The sequence below is a fragment of the Brevibacterium oceani genome (assembly GCF_017948325.1).
In the GTDB taxonomy this organism is placed as follows: Bacteria; Actinomycetota; Actinomycetes; order Actinomycetales; family Brevibacteriaceae; genus Brevibacterium; species Brevibacterium oceani.
In genome coordinates this window covers 686,824-704,476 of record NZ_CP072846.1, presented here as the reverse complement: position 1 = coordinate 704,476, position 17,653 = coordinate 686,824, and the positions used below count along the sequence as shown (strand labels likewise).

10 protein-coding genes are annotated in these 17,653 nt (G+C 59.0%); 1 reads left to right on the top strand and 9 read right to left on the bottom strand.

The features are described 5' to 3' along the window. Positions 1-353 precede the first annotated feature (353 nt). The 9 genes from J9314_RS03085 to J9314_RS03045 all read right to left on the bottom strand — a co-directional run bounded on the left by J9314_RS03085 (position 354) and on the right by J9314_RS03045 (position 15,367). Positions 354-2,213 carry a glycosyltransferase gene (locus tag J9314_RS03085; RefSeq protein ID WP_210604467.1) on the bottom strand — a complete coding sequence of 620 codons (1,860 nt, stop codon included), beginning with the start codon at positions 2,211-2,213 and terminating at the stop codon, positions 354-356. Between the two features lie 66 nt (positions 2,214-2,279). Then, positions 2,280-5,651, bottom strand: coding sequence for a CDP-glycerol glycerophosphotransferase family protein (locus tag J9314_RS03080; protein WP_210604466.1), 3,372 nt, complete (start codon positions 5,649-5,651; stop codon positions 2,280-2,282). A 657-nt stretch (positions 5,652-6,308) separates the two neighbouring features. Continuing rightward, positions 6,309-7,178, bottom strand: a complete 870-nt coding sequence (locus J9314_RS03075) for a DUF6270 domain-containing protein (protein WP_210604464.1) — start codon at positions 7,176-7,178, stop codon at positions 6,309-6,311. Then, positions 7,175-8,482, bottom strand: coding sequence for an ABC transporter ATP-binding protein (locus J9314_RS03070; RefSeq protein ID WP_210604462.1), 1,308 nt, complete (start codon positions 8,480-8,482; stop codon positions 7,175-7,177). Before J9314_RS03070 ends, J9314_RS03075 begins: the two co-directional genes overlap by 4 nt. Beyond that, positions 8,469-9,368 (bottom strand): ABC transporter permease, encoded by a 900-nt coding sequence (locus J9314_RS03065; RefSeq protein ID WP_210604461.1) that lies wholly within the window; start codon positions 9,366-9,368, stop codon positions 8,469-8,471. Before J9314_RS03065 ends, J9314_RS03070 begins: the two co-directional genes overlap by 14 nt. Continuing rightward, on the bottom strand, positions 9,365-11,101 hold the full coding sequence (locus J9314_RS03060; RefSeq protein WP_210604460.1) for a glycosyltransferase family 4 protein: 1,737 nt from the start codon (positions 11,099-11,101) through the stop codon (positions 9,365-9,367). Before J9314_RS03060 ends, J9314_RS03065 begins: the two co-directional genes overlap by 4 nt. Next, on the bottom strand, positions 11,098-12,456 hold the full coding sequence (locus J9314_RS03055) for a glycosyltransferase family 4 protein (protein ID WP_210604459.1): 1,359 nt from the start codon (positions 12,454-12,456) through the stop codon (positions 11,098-11,100). The genes J9314_RS03060 and J9314_RS03055 overlap by 4 nt, the downstream gene beginning before the upstream one ends. Next, a complete protein-coding gene (locus J9314_RS03050) occupies positions 12,453-13,490 on the bottom strand; it encodes an MraY family glycosyltransferase (RefSeq protein WP_210604458.1) in 1,038 nt (345 codons plus the stop codon). The genes J9314_RS03055 and J9314_RS03050 overlap by 4 nt, the downstream gene beginning before the upstream one ends. After that, positions 13,490-15,367, bottom strand: a complete 1,878-nt coding sequence (locus J9314_RS03045) for a nucleoside-diphosphate sugar epimerase/dehydratase (protein ID WP_210604457.1) — start codon at positions 15,365-15,367, stop codon at positions 13,490-13,492. Before J9314_RS03045 ends, J9314_RS03050 begins: the two co-directional genes overlap by 1 nt. Positions 15,368-15,710: 343 nt before the next feature. Between J9314_RS03045 and J9314_RS03040 the strand changes: the two genes are divergently transcribed. Further along, the gene (locus J9314_RS03040) at positions 15,711-17,603 is read left to right on the top strand and encodes a glycosyltransferase family protein (protein WP_246490580.1); all 1,893 of its coding nucleotides are present in this window, start codon (positions 15,711-15,713) and stop codon (positions 17,601-17,603) included. Positions 17,604-17,653: the final 50 nt, after the last annotated feature.

Here is a 17,653-nt window from a genome sequence, read left to right as displayed (position 1 = left end):
TAGGCCCGGCACCTCTTTACCTGTAGGGAATCGGTATTCGGTAGCGGACGTGACAGGACGTACAAAGCTCTGAGACTGGTTGTCCCTGATGTGGTGAGATTCAGTGTCCACGATGTCGCGAGGTTACACACGACTTCGTTACACAGGTGCTACCAAATAGCGCTTCCGTACACTTTACCCGCCTATTTATGAAGAGCCGGTCGGGTCAAGGCCGTGGCGCCATACGCCCCTCACATGGTTAAAGACCGAGCTCTACAACTAAGGGTTGCAAGAACTTCGTCGATAACAAGAGTTGAGAGCCAGCCCGTGAATATCCTAGAACAGGAGGATTTCCCCCGGAGTGGGCGCCTAAGTCAAGCTCGTAAACTCAGGTTTCCGTGTATGGTTCCATAAACAGCTGGTAGACGCGATTTTTGCGCAAAGGGGAGACGTCGCCGCACCACACGGTCATCCTCGATCACCTCAAAATAGAAGTCAAGTATCGCCGGCGCGCTTTCGGGAAAGCATTCTGCTCCAAGATCTGCACTGACAACATATGCCCCACCCCCTAACATTCTAAATTCAGAGATATTCCGTCGTAGATACAATCCACCATCGCGAGCATACGCTGCTATGCAAACAGCGCTACTAGGCAATGAATCCGACGACATCGCGATTTTACATTGTATACGCATCCGGTCATCGCCGAAATATGTAACAGCAGCATTCTCAACTGTAAACTCCACCGATTTACCCGAATCGCTCCGGCGCTGCAGCCCGTTGAAAACAACTTTCCACAAGCCAACAACTGTCCGGTCAGAGAACTCTGCAGATTTCTTGATAGCAGCTTCGCGCATCCTGGTCCTCTCGTCATCCGATAGTCCAAGAAAGGAATCGATAGCTACTCGGAGGTCCACAGGATCCTGCCGTCGCACGAGATAGCCATTCACCTTATCGTCGATAATCTGCGAAGGACCGTAATTGACATCGTACGCAATGGGAACACATCCAGCAGCCATCATCTCCAAAAGAACAAGGGGGAATCCCTCGGCAGCGCTGGTCAACAGCGAGAAAGATGCCCTGCCGAATTCGGCATAAGGCTCGTTCGTGAATCCTTCCATCACAACCTTGCCAGAATCATCTGACTCTCCGATTAGACCTCGTAAACGTTGTTCCTCCTCGCCCACACCGAAGATGTGGAGACTCGCGCCTTCCGGTAGTTCTTTTCCGGGACCTAACAGCGCTTGTATAGCATGGTCGACTCGTTTGCGCTTCGACAAGATGGCGAGCATAGTACCCCGAGCTGCCTCGCGTTCTCCACCTTTATCTGGTGTTGGTGCAGTGTGCCCATTCGGGACGACGTGGAGATTGCCCAAGTCGCCAAACCGAGTGATGACGTGATCGCGTTGACGGCTGGTAAGTACACATACCGCGTCAAAACGATGAAGGTTCTGAAATGCAACGCCTCGACTTTTAGACAGCTCCGAAAAGGGCGTTTGGTCATTCGACTCTAAATGTGAACCGTGGACCATATAGATCGTGTAGACATGGGGCCGGCGGTACTTCACGAGAAGATTGGCCGCATATTTGCTATCAACAATCATGAAAGATTCGTTCTGAGAGCTCCAATAATCGAGCCACGAGAAATACAGCTCCCGTATAGCTCTACATTCCCCGGCAACAGATCCGTCACGGTGATAGATCCGCACCCGTCTCCGCAAAACATTACCGCCACTGTCTAGCTCTTGCACTCTCGCTAGAAAGAGCGACCCATCCGGCCGAAAGTACCCATCGACAGAGATCTGTTGCTCGGTGCCCGCCGTCCACTTTTTTGAGCCCATTCCCTGTAGTGACTCCGGATAGTGCATGGACTCAAAAAGCGGTTCGTAGGCTTCGGATGTATTCCGTGTCCCGACAAATTCCGCAAGGCAGGCATCGGGTATGTCTGCCACTGTTTCCCAAAAATTGAGCACCCGCATACCGTCGATAAGCGCCCCACTCTGACGAAGCCTTTCTCTTACCGGCTCGTACGACTCGCGCCAATCGAATGTCAGGATGTCCACGCTCACACCGGCGTGCCGAACGAACGACTCGCTTCGATGCAATAGTGCCTTCGTCATTCCGCCAAAGTTATCCGGAATCGCCCACGTAACGACAGCATGCTTCCCAGAGGGAAAGTTTTCCACTGACAACGATCGAATTGACTCACTGTTCGTCACAAAAGTGTTTGTCATCTTCTCACTCGATTCCGGCCTAGGGTAGGAAACAGATCAGGGCTGCACATCAGCCTTACCTTCCACTCAATCGAAAATCGATTCGAGCGGCAACCTCTCATAGAGGCGTTCAGTGGCATTCCCGTCATCTCTCGGGGCAAATCTTTGACTGAATTCTTTGCGTTTAACTATGTACCGCCACTGTGTCAAAGTCATGTGGCGCAATGCATCTATTACCCCCACGGTGGTTTTGACTATCGGTCCGGGCGCCGCGTCAGATAGATCGAAATAAAATCCCCGAGTGCTGTCACCATAGGCGTCGATATCTGGTGCCAGATAAACAATCTGCTTACCTGTTACAGCATAATCGAACATAACCGAAGAATAGTCAGTGACAAGAGCGTCAGCCACCAAGTACAGGTCGTTAACACTCGGATGGTCCGTGACATCAATAATGTCAACGGCAGAGACTCTGCGACTATTCGCGACATTGTGATGGCCCCGCAATAGAATAGTCCATTCTTGACCCAATGCCTTAGCAAAAGCATCAAAATCGAGGTACGTCACCATCGCATATTGCGAGGACGTTGCTTTGACGTTATCCCTCCAAGTGGGCGCATAGAGGAGGACTTTCTGACCTGGGTCTATGCCTAGCGAGGCTTTAACAAGCTGGCCTCTCTCCGCTGCATCGGTTGACTTCAGAACGTCGTTTCGTGGATATCCATCATAGAAGAGCTCGCCGTCATAATGGAATGCCTTCGCGAGGACCTGCGCTGCCGATTCGCTCTGCCCAATCAACAGATCCCAGTACCCAGCCTCGCGGGCCATCAACGCCCAGTAGGATAATGAAAAGTTGCTTCTCTCTACGTCAAAGACGAGCCGCTTCAATGGCGTGCCATGCCAAGTTTGAAGATAATACTGGCCCGCTCGCTTTCGAAAGTAGTGCGGAAAATTGTTGTTATTTATCAACAGGCGTGCGTCACTTAAACGCCGGTACCATTCTTCGGAATCTATAATGATTCCATGGACGCCAGGAGGTAGAGGCACCGAATGGTCCGATATTCCCCAATAGATGGGTGTATCCGGATAATCCAGCTGAATTCTATTCACCAGCTCCAGTACTGTATCGGTGGCACGACGACCGCCGAAGCACTCAACAACTACGTATCTTCCGCGAGCTGGGGCACTAAGATTAACTTCGTTACCAGTGAAATACTTTAGTTGCAGACTTCTCTGTCCCTGCCTGGTGAACTCGTAGTCGGTAAGATCGGGTCGAATGTGAACTTTGACAGCACCCTTTTTGCTTGTGCGGCTCACCTCTATCGAGGACTTATAAGCACTGAACCGTTTCGGCATCCGATTGCTCAACTGAGAAGATGCCAGCAGCCAGTGGCCTTTCGCAGCGTCAGCCCCTCTGGGAACGTAACGTAAGCTGTAGGCGCCAGCAGGTCTCGCGAGGCCTTCGTACCCCCAAGCCTCTGCCTTCAGTTGGAAACGTGTCTCAAAGACGTTCCCACCGGGCTTTGACGAGATAGTCACTTTCGTCTCTACCGCATCAATTGAGCTTCGGGAATTATGAAGCACAAATTGAGGAGCATTACGAGCGTCGACGTCACAGATCCCGCTGAAGACTATCTCCGTGCCGTCAGCGGTTATCTCGCAGTCAGTTACAACCATCCGCCACCGACGTTCAAGCATTCGCAGGTAGCCGTACCCTGTCAGACTGAGCGTCAATGCCTGTCCTGGATCAATCGAGGCTTCCAGATCCCGTTCAGAACCGGACCATGCAAGCGGCACCGGCGGTAGATCCCGGCTTTCAGCTACAAGCTTCCATTCCCACTCGGTCGATGATCTAGTTTCCGCCGAAGCCGAGGGCAAAGACAGCTCGTACTCTGCCGTCTCACCGTCGAAAGAGACCAAGCTCGCAAAGGAAGTCTGCCCGGTTTCAGCTGAAGTCGCCCTCAGACGCGAAGCGATACTGCCGAACGGCGACCATACGCGAACGTTGAACACTCTCCCCTGACGAACAATGGAGTCAACAATGTATCGAGGACGATCAAACGTGAGCTCAAGACCACGATCGGCGGTGAATGCGGGAACCAACCGCGATCCGTAGTTGATGGGCTGCACATCGAGTCGTGCTCCGGCTCCGGTCCTGTCTCGCCACTTGAAGTCTGAGGCAACTTCCAGGCCAGCGACACTGGTGGTGACTCTCACACGCCACACCGGTGAAGCCCCGACCGATGCGTCTTCGACTCCGGGAAGCACGCCAGTATCGATCTCAGTTATAAAGCCCGCCCGAGAGTACGAAAGGTTTCTGTCGTTGCTTATCAGATCAATCCTGGGGAATTCGACCTGTTTAGTTTCCAGGCGGTGCTGCTCACCAGTAGAGATATTGATCAACTCGATATGCGTTTCATGGTCGCAGCGAGAAAGGTCAATTCCACTGACCCAGGCACATCCAGTAATTGACAATACAGTCGACGACAACCAACTATAGTCGAGGATTCCGGTCTCGAGTACAATTTCTTCTGCACGGCATTCGAGCAGGTGGTCCGGTATCGGTTCGACCAAGTAAGTTAGGTAATTTGGCACTGCAACGGGTCGGCCATCTTTAAATTCAATACGATATTTAGATCCGAGATCGCTACGGCTATACGAAACCGCTTCGCAATCTTCACGATTCCCGCTCGAAATTAGATGCAGTAAGATACGATTATGCACATTTAGCTCACCTAATATTCCATCAGTCATATACTGTTTGAAGGAACGTATTTTAGACACGAAACTTTCCCAATAACAGTTATCGACACGCGGTATTAGCTGATAATAGGGGGAGAGAAGCGAATCAAATGCATGTATCTTCCATCGGTGAGCAACTTCTAAGCGATCATCTCCACTTAGGGCGTCTATTCCATTCTCCACTTTTGCAATTTCACGCTCTAAATCTAGTTGGTTCGATCGGTATCGACGCAACGCCGCGCTTTCCGAGGGGTACGGAACCTCAACCAAAACCTGATTTGATACCGCAAAAAGCTCGGACCTGCAGAATGCCTCGAGCACCACCGAGATCTCAGCAGAAAGATGCCGACCTATACTATTCTGAGCGACGCTCTTCAAGAACTTGGTGCGAAATAGTTTGTTGCTTAGGTCAGTATCGTTGAGGCCGACGTATCCATCATGGAAATCTATGACCCTGTCCTTATTGTGGGTTTCGGCCAAGCCTGGGGAGTTAACGTCCCCGACGTCAGAGATGTGCTTCACATTTGCCGATACAAAATCGACTCTTGGGTCGCTGAATTTTGCGAGCATTGCGAAGATCGTACCTGGCGCAAGACGTCCATGCTGAGGTGCGACAAGCACGTACTCAGTATCCACATGATCAAGGAGTCGGTTTATGCGCTCAGCAAAGTTCAGGTCGCTAGCAACTTCTACATCATGAATTTGAAGTTGCCCCATATGACTATTCGAATGGAAATGGTTAGGCGACTCTGTTGACCTATCGGCCTCGTTTCCTGGAACAAGCGCAGGTCCGTCACTCAGTGTTGCGCTCTTATCTGTATGACAGGGAATAAGGCATCTGGCTTTGACCTTCAGGTCACCAAACAGCTGATGGGACAGACGAAGGGAATTCGAGTTCTCCATGGTCGTGTCGCCAAGTATTGTGACAGATCCCACTAGGTCAAAGTCTGCGCTTTCGACCTCAACAGTATTGAGGAGCGCGCTCTCAGCAACTGATGGTTCCGATGTCGGCCCGCCCCTGGTTTCTGTCTCACTTGTAGACTTTTCCGGATAGTTAGTTTCCATCCATGCTGGGGAGTCACCCTGCTGATCTGTTGCGGAGTCCAGGCGCCTCGCCGTCGCACGGGACTTACCCACTGCTCTGCTGACGGACTTACGCATGAATCTTCGTATCCCAGAGTTTGGGCGATCCAGTGTCAATTTGAGCCTTCCAGAAACCTTAAGTTCATGTGTACTGATTGTAACGTTAATTAGCATGTGGTAGCAGGACGAACTCGACATGGAAGCACGATCGTGTCATCAGTTGCTTGTCGTACTGGTCTTGTGAGGCGACTACCTAATTGTCTTTCTGTCGACGACCGTCGGATTCGGCTCCTAGTCAGCCAGGGGCCGCTGGGCTAGAAGCTCGGTGACTATCGATCGGTAGTCGTTTTCCCGGTAGTGGAAAGGCTGAGGCCCCCATTTGTGGTTTCTATCGATCCGGAGTTCGTAGCTTGCTCTCACCACTGAGAAGGCAGCTAAGCGTCGCGCCGTTCGGCGGTACCGTATGTATTCGGTATTCGCGGACAGAGCACGATCGGCATATTCCTCTGCCTCAGTCGGTTTCACCGTTCGCAGGCTCCCCAAGGCTTCACCCACTCCGCGACCGGTCGAAAGGTCACGACCGGCCTCGCGCGCTCCGCGTTGGAGACGTCTCCATCCACGGCCGAGCCTCGCGAATCCGTCGTTCTTGGGATGCGGAGCTCCGTCAACCGCGCCGGCCCACTCGATGTCGAGAAGGATGGTTTTCTCCCACAGCCCAGCCTTTTTGAGCTCGGCGATGAGCTGTTCAAATCCGGCCTTCCAGGCTTCAAAGTGCTCATCAGTGCCGAACTCGACGAGACGTGCTCCAGAACGACGCGCATCGCGCGCCACTCCGCTCGACTCGACTTCAATCGAGTTCGTCATGGTGGAGTCATCGGGGAACTTCCAATATCCTCGTCGTTCGTCGACCAGGTCAAGGAGGATGACGTCGAGGTCCTTCGCGTTCTTGAGGATCCGGGTGATGCCTGTTCCTTTGAGATCGCTGGTGACCATGCGCTTCTGGAAAGCCGAGTTCAGATCACTGAGATCGATACCGGCTGTGCCGTGTGGCGACTCCAAACTCGTCACCGAGTGCCGGGCCACATAAGCAACGACCTCAGCTTCAGGCATGAACTCTGCCGTATCACGGCTCACGCAGGAACCGAAGATGGCGATCTTCATCGATTCGTATCCTGGTGGACGGCAGGCGCATCGTCTTCCTGTCGCAAACGCTGTCGCTCCTCATACCGTTCATCGGCAATCTTACGCGCGCGAGAAGCAAGCCTCCGCCCGGTGAAGTCATCGGCAGCGGCAACAGACGATGCCCGATCGCTCGGGTTCGCTGCCCGCAGGACCACTCGCTTCTTACTCGGGTTCAATCGCAGCGGCGGAGCATCCGAGATTCGCGGGGCGCTCACCGCCTGAGAGGCAGGTTTGGGCAGTGATGGGAACTTGGCCTTCGGTATCTCGGCATCGAAGTTCTCCGGCCAGACCTGCTCCTCGGCAGCCGCCAGCATCGGAATCGGAGTCTCTTCGACTACGTCGACCTCTTGATTCCGCTTGACATGGCGCGCAGCGACGATCTTCTGCTTCGCCGATCGTGCGGCGTGGCGCGGAATGGGATTGCTGATGAGTTCGGGCTCGAGGATGTTGATCTCCTCTTTGACCGCATTGCTCATCACATCGGCAAGGAGTTTGTCAGCGATGTCCTCTTTGCCCTTGGCAACGTTCCATGCCCACCAGCGGTATTTCTCCGCTACCGCTTCGGCAGGGCCATTCATGAGTATCTCGCCGCGATGCATCCACACGGCGCGAGTGCAGAGTTCCTGGATCACCTTGGCCGCGTGGTTGACGAGAAGCACCGTGCCGGCTTCGGCGAGGAGTTCGTCCATCGCCCGTTCGCTTCGTTCTGCGAACGTCGCATCACCCGTCGACAGCGCCTCATCGATGAGCAGAATCTTCGGTCGGGCCGCCAACGCGATCGCGAATCTCAGGCGGGCACCCATGCCCGACGAATACGTGCCCATGGGCCGGTGAATCGCAGACCCCAGCGCCGAGAGCTCGACGACATAGTCAAAGGCTTCAGCCGCTTCGTCGGGCGATAGTCCCATCGCCAGACATCCGAGCCGCACGTTCTCGCTGCCCGACAGCGCAGGTTGGAGTGCAGCGCTGACGCCGAGTAGCAACGGCTGATAGCGGACGAGTATGCGTCCCCGGTCCGGCTGTTCGACACCGGCGACGTTGCGCAGGAATGTCGACTTTCCGGATCCATTGGCTCCGACAATACCGACCATTTCGCCCTCGCGCGCGACGAAGTTCACTCCCCGCAGTGCGCGGACCGTCGTCTGGCCCGCACGTCCCGCAACGATGTTCGTCAAACGGCGCAGGCCCTTGGCCCGTTGACTCGGGTCGTTCGTGTTGACGGTGTAGCGAACTTGCACGTTCTCCGCGATGATGTTGGGTTCCTGGAGCTCAGATTCGACCATAGCTCTCCTCCCCTCTCCAGAAGTACAGGAAGCCGACGATGAGCAGCCCGAACGCCCAGAAGACTCCTACGAACCAGAGCCACGGGTCCGTGTCGACGCCGTAGAGCAGCGAATTGCGCACGATCGTGAGGTAGGCGTGCATCGGGTTGAACTGCATCGCTTCAAGGAGGGCCGGATGCTTTTGCAGCCGGTCTTCGATGGAGAAGAACACTCCCGAGCCGTAGAGCCAGAATCGGCTGACGATCGACATGAAGTTCGTGAGGTCAGGAATCTTGTGGCCGATTCGAGCCAAGAAGCAGGCGAGTCCGACGTTGAAGATCGTCTGCAGGATGATGACGGGAATGACGAGGACAACTCTCCATGTGATCACCTCCGCTTCAGGGAGGATCAGAATAAGCACGATCATCACGGCGAGAGTCGGAATGAAGTCAAGAAAATTCCGGACGACGACCGAGATCGGCAGCGCAGCACGCGGGAACTGGAAGCCTTTGATCATCGATGCTCCGGAGCGGATCGCTCCGGTTCCACCCGTCATCGACTTTCCGGTGAATTGGAAGAAGAACACTCCGATGACCAGGTACCCGAGGAAGTTGTCGATACCACGGGAGGACTGGAGGATGAATCCGAAGATGAACCAGAACGCGAGAACCGACAGGAGCGGGTTGAGGAAGAGCCACCCGTAGCCGAGTAGGTTCTTCCTCGTCGATCCACTCATCTTCGCCCGTGATTCGGCGAGGATGAAGTGCCGACGGTTCCACAGGGCCGCCAGGTAGCTTCGCAGGCTGGTCCGTCGGCCGACGGGAACAAGCCCTTCGCTCGAGACCGAAGGGATCGTGCTCAGGCCGAGAGGGTTCTTCGTCTCGACCGTTTGCGACTTCTCACTCACTGCGCGGCGACTCCTGTGAGCTGGGAATAGACCTGACCATAGCGGCGACCGATGTCTTTCCATCTCCGTGTCGCGAGAACATGTTCACGTCCATTCTGTCCGAATCTCTTTCTTGCACCCTCGTCGAAAGCCAGCTCCGACAGCACATCGGCCAATTCTCTCGGATTTTCCGGGCTCACGCACACTCCTGCAGAATCCGGAACCAATTCCCGCAGGGCTGGCAGGTCCGAGACGACGACCGGCCGGGCCAGCCCCATGGCTTCGATGGGTTTCATCGGGGTGACGAGTCGGCACACCGGTTCGTCCTTCCGAGGGACAACGATAGCGTCGAGGGCGAGCTGGTGCTCGACCGCTTCCGCTTGGGAGACGCGTCCGGTAAACACTGCATGCTCCCCCAGCGCACGGGCACGCTCGCGCAGAGAGGGAAGAGCCACACCGTCTCCGGCGATGAGCAGCCTGAGGTCGACCCCCTGGCCGCGCGCGACGATGACAGCGTCTACGAGGTCGTCGAGTCCCTCGTATCCGACGATCGAGGCTGCGGTGCCCACCCAGATGCCTGCCTCGGGCAAGCCCAGGCCGGTCCGTACCTCGGCGGGGGCCCGGACGACGTCGGCGTCGACGACGGCTTCGGAAACAGAATTCGGGATGAGGGTGATCGACTCTGCCGCGACTCCCCCGGCGATGAGGTGCTCACGCATCGTCTCTCCGAGGGTGATGACAGCATCGGCGGCCGAGGCGACCTCGATCTCCTTGGCCCGCATGAGTGCGAAGCGCTGACTGGCCCGACGAGCCTCCCGCTCAGCCGGGGTGCCTCCGGCAGCAGCCCAGGTTTCTTCGAGGACTCCGCGAACTTCGTAGACCCACGGCAATCCGGTCGCTTCTGCTGCGGCACCGGTGGCCAGTCCGTTGACATAGTGCGTGGTCGTGTGGAGGATCTCGGCTCCGCGATTCTGGGCCTGAGCCGCAAGCCAGTTCCCCTGGTCATCGAGGCGCGCGGTCGGGGTGGACAGCGGGCGGAGGGGAATCTGCCGGAGATAGTCGACACCGTCGACGGTCTCAACCGGTCCCGAGCTCACCCGCCCGATCGTCATCGGGTAGGAGGGCCGGGTCGCCGCCGCCACCTCGTGTCCGGCCTCCTTGAGCGTGGTGAGGATGGCGTGCGAACGGTAGGCATATCCGGAACGGGTATGGGGCAACGAGTTCGTCAGCACGTACAGTGCCGAGGGGGCCGGGCTCGGCTTCTTTTGCTCAGCCGGGCGTGCGGTGATGTGGCTGTTGACGTCGGGCCACCAGCCGGGCTGCAGACTCCGCCTCTCTTCGATGAGACGGGTTCGGCGTGCGCCCGCGGGCAGCACGGCGATGGCTCCGTCGATGTCTCCCTTGGTCCACCGGATGCGCGAGGACAGTGCGGCGGCTCGAGGAACCGCCCCGGCGATGGTCTCGGCCTCGTCGAGCAGACCGAGGTTGAGGGCGATCTCGCCGAGCAGTCGGGAGGGTGTTCGCGCCGCGGTGACGAGTTCTTTGGCGGTCGTCTCCTGACCGACCAACCACGCGGATGCGGCCTGTCCGGCTTCGCTGGGAAAACGGCCAAGCGCTCGGCCGACGAGTCTCGAGGCTGGTCCCGGCAGACGGCGGGCGAGCTGCATACCGAAGAAGACGCGGTCGTCGGTGATGTGCGCGGCCGTTGTCGTAACGACGTTGGTGATCTGGCGGGCGAGGAAGGAAAGGTTCACGCGATCGCCTGCCTGAGGATGCGTTCGTAGCCATGGCCCATCGCCGCGGCCGAGGCATGGCGGATGACCCATTCGCGCGGGTCCATGCCGCCGGGGGCGTTCCGGCCGAAGGCTTCACCAGATTCGATACGGTCGCGCATCACCGTCATGGCGGATGCGACGGCATCCACATCGCCGGGGCTGGCGACCTCGCCGGCCGCAGTGCCGATGATGATGTCGGCAGCTTCCCCTGCAACGACGCCGAGGACGGGGATCTGCCGGGCCATGAGCGAATAGAGCTTGGACGGGACCGTGTATTCGTAGGAATCGAGCGGACTGAGGCTGACGAGTCCGGCATCGGCCCACTCCCAGTGCGCGGCGAGCTCTGCACCCGCGTGCTGGGGGAAGAACTCGACGGGGACGCGATTGATCTCGGCATCGTCCTTGAGCGCTGCCGCGTCGACGCCGTCGCCGACGATGCGCAGGCGAACTCCTTCGGTCCTCGCCAGGGCACGGATCGCGGTGGACAGGTCCTGAGAGCGCCCGACGGTGCCGACGTAGAGCAGGTTGAGACCGCCGCCTCCTCTGCCTTTCTGCGTATCGGAAGAGGGCGCAGAGAGTTCCGCAGCTTCGGACGAGATGACGGGAATCGCGCCAGTCGCGGTCAGTCCCGAGGCACCGGCGAGTTCTGCCGGAGAGACTCCGCTGCGCACCACCTCGGCGGTGACGCCACGGGCCTCAAGCCTCTGTTTGAAGCCGTCGGTGGTGACGACGACGACAGCGGCCCGCCGTTGAGCACGGGTGAAGAGGTTCGGCAGGACGTCCCGCTCGAGACGCCCGGTGATCGAGCTCGGCAGATACCGACCGAGAGCACCGGTGACCAGGTTCATCTCCGAGATGAGATCGGGCCAGGCGTCGCGAACCTCGGCGACGTGCGGCACCCGCAGCAGTCGCGAGAGCGCGTCCCCGGCGAGCAGGAACGGCAGGGCCGGGGTCGTCGAGACGATGACATCGGGTTTCATACGACCGCGCAGCCGGTCGACGACGGCAGACCAGGCACCGGTGGCAGAGACTGTCTGATCGAGCAGCTGACGGGCCATCGACGAACCACTGTGCAAGTAGGGCACGCGCAGAATCCGCTCTCCATCGACCCCTGTGTCCCACGTGCCACCGAGGCGCATCTCGACACGCTTCCGCCCCCGACCGACCTTGGAGCCGAAGAACCCGTCCCGATCCGGGTACGGATAATGAGGATGCGGGGCGACGGTGATGACATCATGCCCGGCCGTGCGCAGGTGATCATTGAGGATCCGCCACCGACGCTGCGGGGCACCGACCTCCGGGTAGTAATAGTGACTGAGCAGGACGATTCTCATGTGGGCACCGCCTCGGCGGAATTGCGCTTGCGCAGCCACAGCGGCACGAGGGCATAGAGCCCGAGCAGGAAGACCCAGAACACATGAGAAGGATACGTCGAAGCCGTGTTGCCGCCCACCAGCGTCGGCACGGAGAGAATGCACGCCAGCACGCTCAGCGCAGCATGGAACAGGGAGACGGCGCCGTGCGGCCAGCCGGCCTGCTGGATGCGCTGGTAGATGTGTTCGCGGTGCGGCAGAAAGATGTTCTCGCCCCGAAAGAGTCGCAGCACGAGGGTGAGCCCGACGTCGAAGAACACGAAGATCATCGGAGCGACGATGACGACGATCGGCACGCCCTGGACGAACAGCCACACAGCAAGGACGAAGACGGCAGCACCGATTCCATAGCTTCCGGTGTCTCCGAGGAACGCCTTCGCCCGGCCCAGGTTGAAGGGCAGGAATCCGATGGCCGCACCGGCCACTGCCAGGGCCAGGAGCGTCAGGTCGTTCTCACTGATCCATGCGCCGACGAAGGCGAACCACCCGGTGGTGACGATTGTCCACTCGGAGACATAGCCGTTGAGACCGTCGACGAAGTTCACCGCATTGACGGTGGTGACTCCGATGACGGCGAAGGCAAGTGCATGGGCGAGGCCCTGAGTGGAGAACATCGCGATGGTCGCGCTGAAGATCAGTGCCAGAACCACCTGTCCGATGAGGCGTCCTGCCGGCCGCAGGGAGTCGAGGTCGTCGCTCATCCCGATCGCCGAATAGCACCAGGTGAGCACCAGGAATCCGATCGGCAGGAGGATGCTGCCGACTCCGAACATCCCGTGTTCGATGATGCTCCAGATCATCGCCACCACAGTGGCGACGGTGATGCCGCAACCGATGGCGATCCCACCGCCGCGCACCGTCGACTGGGTGTGAGAGGAACGGTGTGAGGGAACGTCGACGATGCCGGCCCTGCGCAGAAGCGGGAAGGTGATGAGCGCGCTGAGCGCCGTGGCCACCGCGGCTACGACGACGATCAGCAGCGATTGAAGGTCCATCAGTGGCCGGCTCCGGTGTCCGGGGCATCGGTTTCGAGTTCGGCCGAGGATGCATCGATGAGTCCGGTCAGGTGTGCTTCGAGCTCTGGCCGATTCGTGAAGACACGTGGATCGCGCGACTCGGCCACGAGGTCTCTCAGCGCAGCGAGATCGATCGGGGAGATCGGCACCTGAGTGATCAGAGGATGTTTCGGCCTGCTGTCGACCTCGCCAGGTGACAGAAGCGCCTCGGTGAGCTTCTCGCCCGGACGCAGACCCGTATAGACGATCTGCACATCGCTGCGGCCCGAGAGAGCGATGACTCGTCTGGCAAGGTCATCGATCCGGATCGGTTCACCCATATCGAGCACGAGTGTCTCGCCAGGTTCACCGATGGCAGCAGCCTGCAACACGAGTTCACATGCCTCGTCGGCAGTCATGAAATAGCGGGTCACCTCGGGATCGGTGACCGTGACAGGATCACCAGCAGCCACCTGTGCCACGAACGTCTCGAGGACCGAACCGCGCGAGCCGAGCACATTGCCGAACCGCACAGACATATACCGTCGTCCGGTCTCAGCGGCCACCGAGGCGACCGCCCGTTCGATGGAGAACTTCGTCCGCCCGAGCACGGAGGTTGCGCCGGCAGCCTTGTCAGTCGAAATGTGCACGAAGGAATCGACATCATTGGCCACGGCGGCGTTGAGGAGATCGAGGCTGGCTCCCACATTGGTGCGCACGGCCTGTTCCGGGAAGCGTTCGAGGAACGTGAGATGTTTGAGCGCCGCGGCGTGGAAGATGATGTCCGGCTTCGCCTCTGCGACGAGGGCATCGACGAACGCGGGGTCGCGCAGGTCTCCGAGGACGAGATCGTCGCTGGTCAGCAGCGCGGACCCTTCGAGACCGAGTTCCGTGGCGTGCAGACCGGATTCGTCCCGATCGGTCATGACGAGTCTGGCCGGGTCGAAGCGAAAGACCTGGCGGCACAGCTGGGAGCCGATGGAACCGCCGGCGCCGGTGACGAGAACGACCTTGCCGGTGATCGCTGTGGCGATGTCGTCGATGTTGGTCGAGATCGGTTTGCGTCCGATGAGGTCTTCGAGGTTGACGTCGCGGAATCCGCGATGGCGCAGGCCGGCCACGTCATGAGAGTCTGGTTCGGGCCGGGAGACTTGGGTGTCCGAGAGCTTCGGCATGATCTTGATCTCGACCGGGCGGGATTCGAGGTTCGATGCGATCCGAGACAGTTCTTCCGGCGGGAGGTCCGCGATGGCGATGATGACCACGCCGGCACCCGTGCGGTCGACATGTGTGCCGATGTCGCTGATCGGCCCGAGAACGCGGGTGCCGTTGTAACGCAGGTGCCGTTTCGCTGGGTCGTCGTCGAGGATGCCCACGGCAACGTATTCGTTCCGGGTGTCCTGCGCGATCATGTCGAGGGCAAGTGTCCCCTGATTGCCGGCACCGACGACGAGAGTCGGCCGTGAGGACCCCGATGACGTGAGAGTTCGCTGCCGCAGATTTCGGCGCACCCAGTTCTCGAGGCTCTTGCCCACAATCATCAACGCACCGGCGGCGATCGGCACACTGGTAGGGATGAGCAGGCTGCTGGCGAAGGCGAATTCGGCCACCCACATGAGGCCCACGCCCAGGGCAACCGTTCCGACGATGGCTGCGAACTGGTCGGTCGATCCGCGACGGTAGCGGCCGCGGTAGATGGCCAGCGGTCCGCCGATGAGGAAGACGACCAGAGCGATCGCCGAACAGACGAACATCCCGGGCGCATTGACCATGTATGTATGGAAGTCGTATCGCACCAGTGTCATCGCCACGACGAGGAAGGCGAAGACGAAACCGTCGATGAGCGAGAGCGCCAGTGCCCTGCCATGACGTTTCATTGGGGTCCGTGAGGGAATGGGCTCAGAATTGCTTCCCACTGTCCTCTTTTCATCCGTTTCCCATGACCTGGCTCGGTGCGTGCGCCACACAGCGCGAACTACACCGTCGGCAGTTCCTCTGCCGAGTGCAACGTCACGATTGTACTATTGGCCCTAACAGGATTCACACATCAAGAACGATGCGAAGATTAAGAATTGATTGCGTTTTCAACAGCCTGAGGCAAGGTTCTCTGTCGTTTACCTGCGAGCCTCCATCAGGTCGTTCGAATGACATACTCTGTGTTTCGCGGCCGAGTCTCTGATCTGTTCCCTGGCCCCCGACTGCTGTTGAGAGGACCTGTTCGTGCCCCGTACACCGCTTCGCACCGTGAGGACAGCTCTGTGGCACCTGCGCAAGGGCGGCCTTTCCCAGATGTCACAGTGGCGACGTCGCCGGTCGATCACTCAGGGTGCAGCGGACACCTCTGCCGAGGTGGCAACCGGCAGCCTGTCGGCAGAAGTGCTTGCCGAGCTGTTCCCTCCCCTCCCGAAACCCCACCGCACGCCCGTCTTCGACCGACTCCAGGTCGGTGTCATCCTCGATGAGTTCTCTGCCGAGAGCTTCGGCTTCGAATGGTCGACCCGACCGCTGTCGCCGACCGGGTGGGCAAACGAGCTCGACAGCCTCGACTTCGTCTTTCTCGAATCGGCGTGGAACGGCAACGGCGGGCTGTGGAAGTTCAAGCTCACAGGCCCGTCCGGCCCGAGCTCCGAGGTCACCGAGCTGTTAGACGAATGCCGAAGCCGGGACATTCCGACGGTCTTCTGGAACAAGGAAGATCCCCCGCATTTCGAGGACTTCCTGCCGCTGGCGGCTCTCTGCGATGTCGTGTTCACCAGCGATGTCCGGCTGGTTCCGGAGTATCAGTCGCGGCTGGGCCACGACCGTGTCGCAGCTCTGCCGTTTGCGGCGCAGCCAGCGATTCACAATCCTTCTCGTCCCTCTCGCGATGTCGCCGCCCGCGACATCGCCTTCGCGGGTATGTACTTCGCCCACAAGTACCCCGAGCGCCGAGCACAGATGGACCTGCTGCTCGGTGCTGCCGAGGCCGTCTCAGGACGGATGCAGCACGGACTGGAGATCTTCTCCCGTTTCCTCGGCAATGACGAGCGCTACCAGTTCCCCGGAGCGCTGGCCGATCGGGTCGTGGGATCGCTGCCGTACCGGAATCTGCTCACCGCCTACAAGCACTTCAAGGTCTTCCTCAACGTCAATTCTGTGACCGACTCCCCCAGCATGTGCGCCAGGAGGATCTTCGAGATCACTGCCGCAGGCACTCCCGTCGTCACCACACCCAGCGCGGCGACACGGGAGTTCTTCCCCACCGACGAAGTACCGCAGCCGGAAACGAAGGAGGATTCGGAATGGGTGCTTCGCGCCTATGTCCGCAGCCCGGAGCTGCGCGATCGCAGCGTCCACCTGGCTCAGCGGCGCATCTGGGCCGAACACACCTACACGCACCGGGCGATGACGGTGATGGATTCGCTCGGTCTCGACTATGCCCAGCCGTTCCCCACATCGGTGTCGGCGGTTGTGTCGACGAACCGGCCGGACCACCTCGGCGAGGTTCTGACTACTCATGCCGAACAGCTGCACGCGGACAAGGAACTCGTCCTCGTCGCGCACGGCTTCGAGGTGCCCGCGGATCTGCGGGACCGGGCGGCGAGCGCTGGCATCGAGCACCTGCAGATCGTCGAAGTCGACTCCTCACAGCCGCTGGGCGTCTGCCTCAACCGCGGCATCGAGGCGGCCTCCGGCGAAGTGATCGCGAAGATGGACGACGACGACGTCTACGGCGCGCACTACCTCGGCGATCAGCTCGCGGCACTGCGCTACTCGAATGCGGATCTCGTCGGCAAGCAGGCGCACTATCTCCACATCCGTGGCCGCGACATCGTGATCCGTCGGTTCCCCGAACGCGAGCATCGCTTCACCGATCTCGTCATGGGCCCGACCCTGATGACCTACCGGTCGACGCTGCTGGACAATCCCTTCGCCGAACGCACCCTCGGCGAGGACACAGAACTGCAGCAGCGGCTCGTCGCTGGTGGCGCGCGCATCTATTCGGCCGACCGGTTCAACTTCGTCCAGGTCCGCGGGGACCATGCGCATACGTGGAGTGTCGATGACGACCTGCTGCTGGCGAATGGGGACGTCCATGCGTTCGGATATGCACCAGGGCACTACTGCTTCTGAGCGCGCCTGCGGAACTCTTCGTATGCGGCAGGTGAACGGTTGGTGAAATA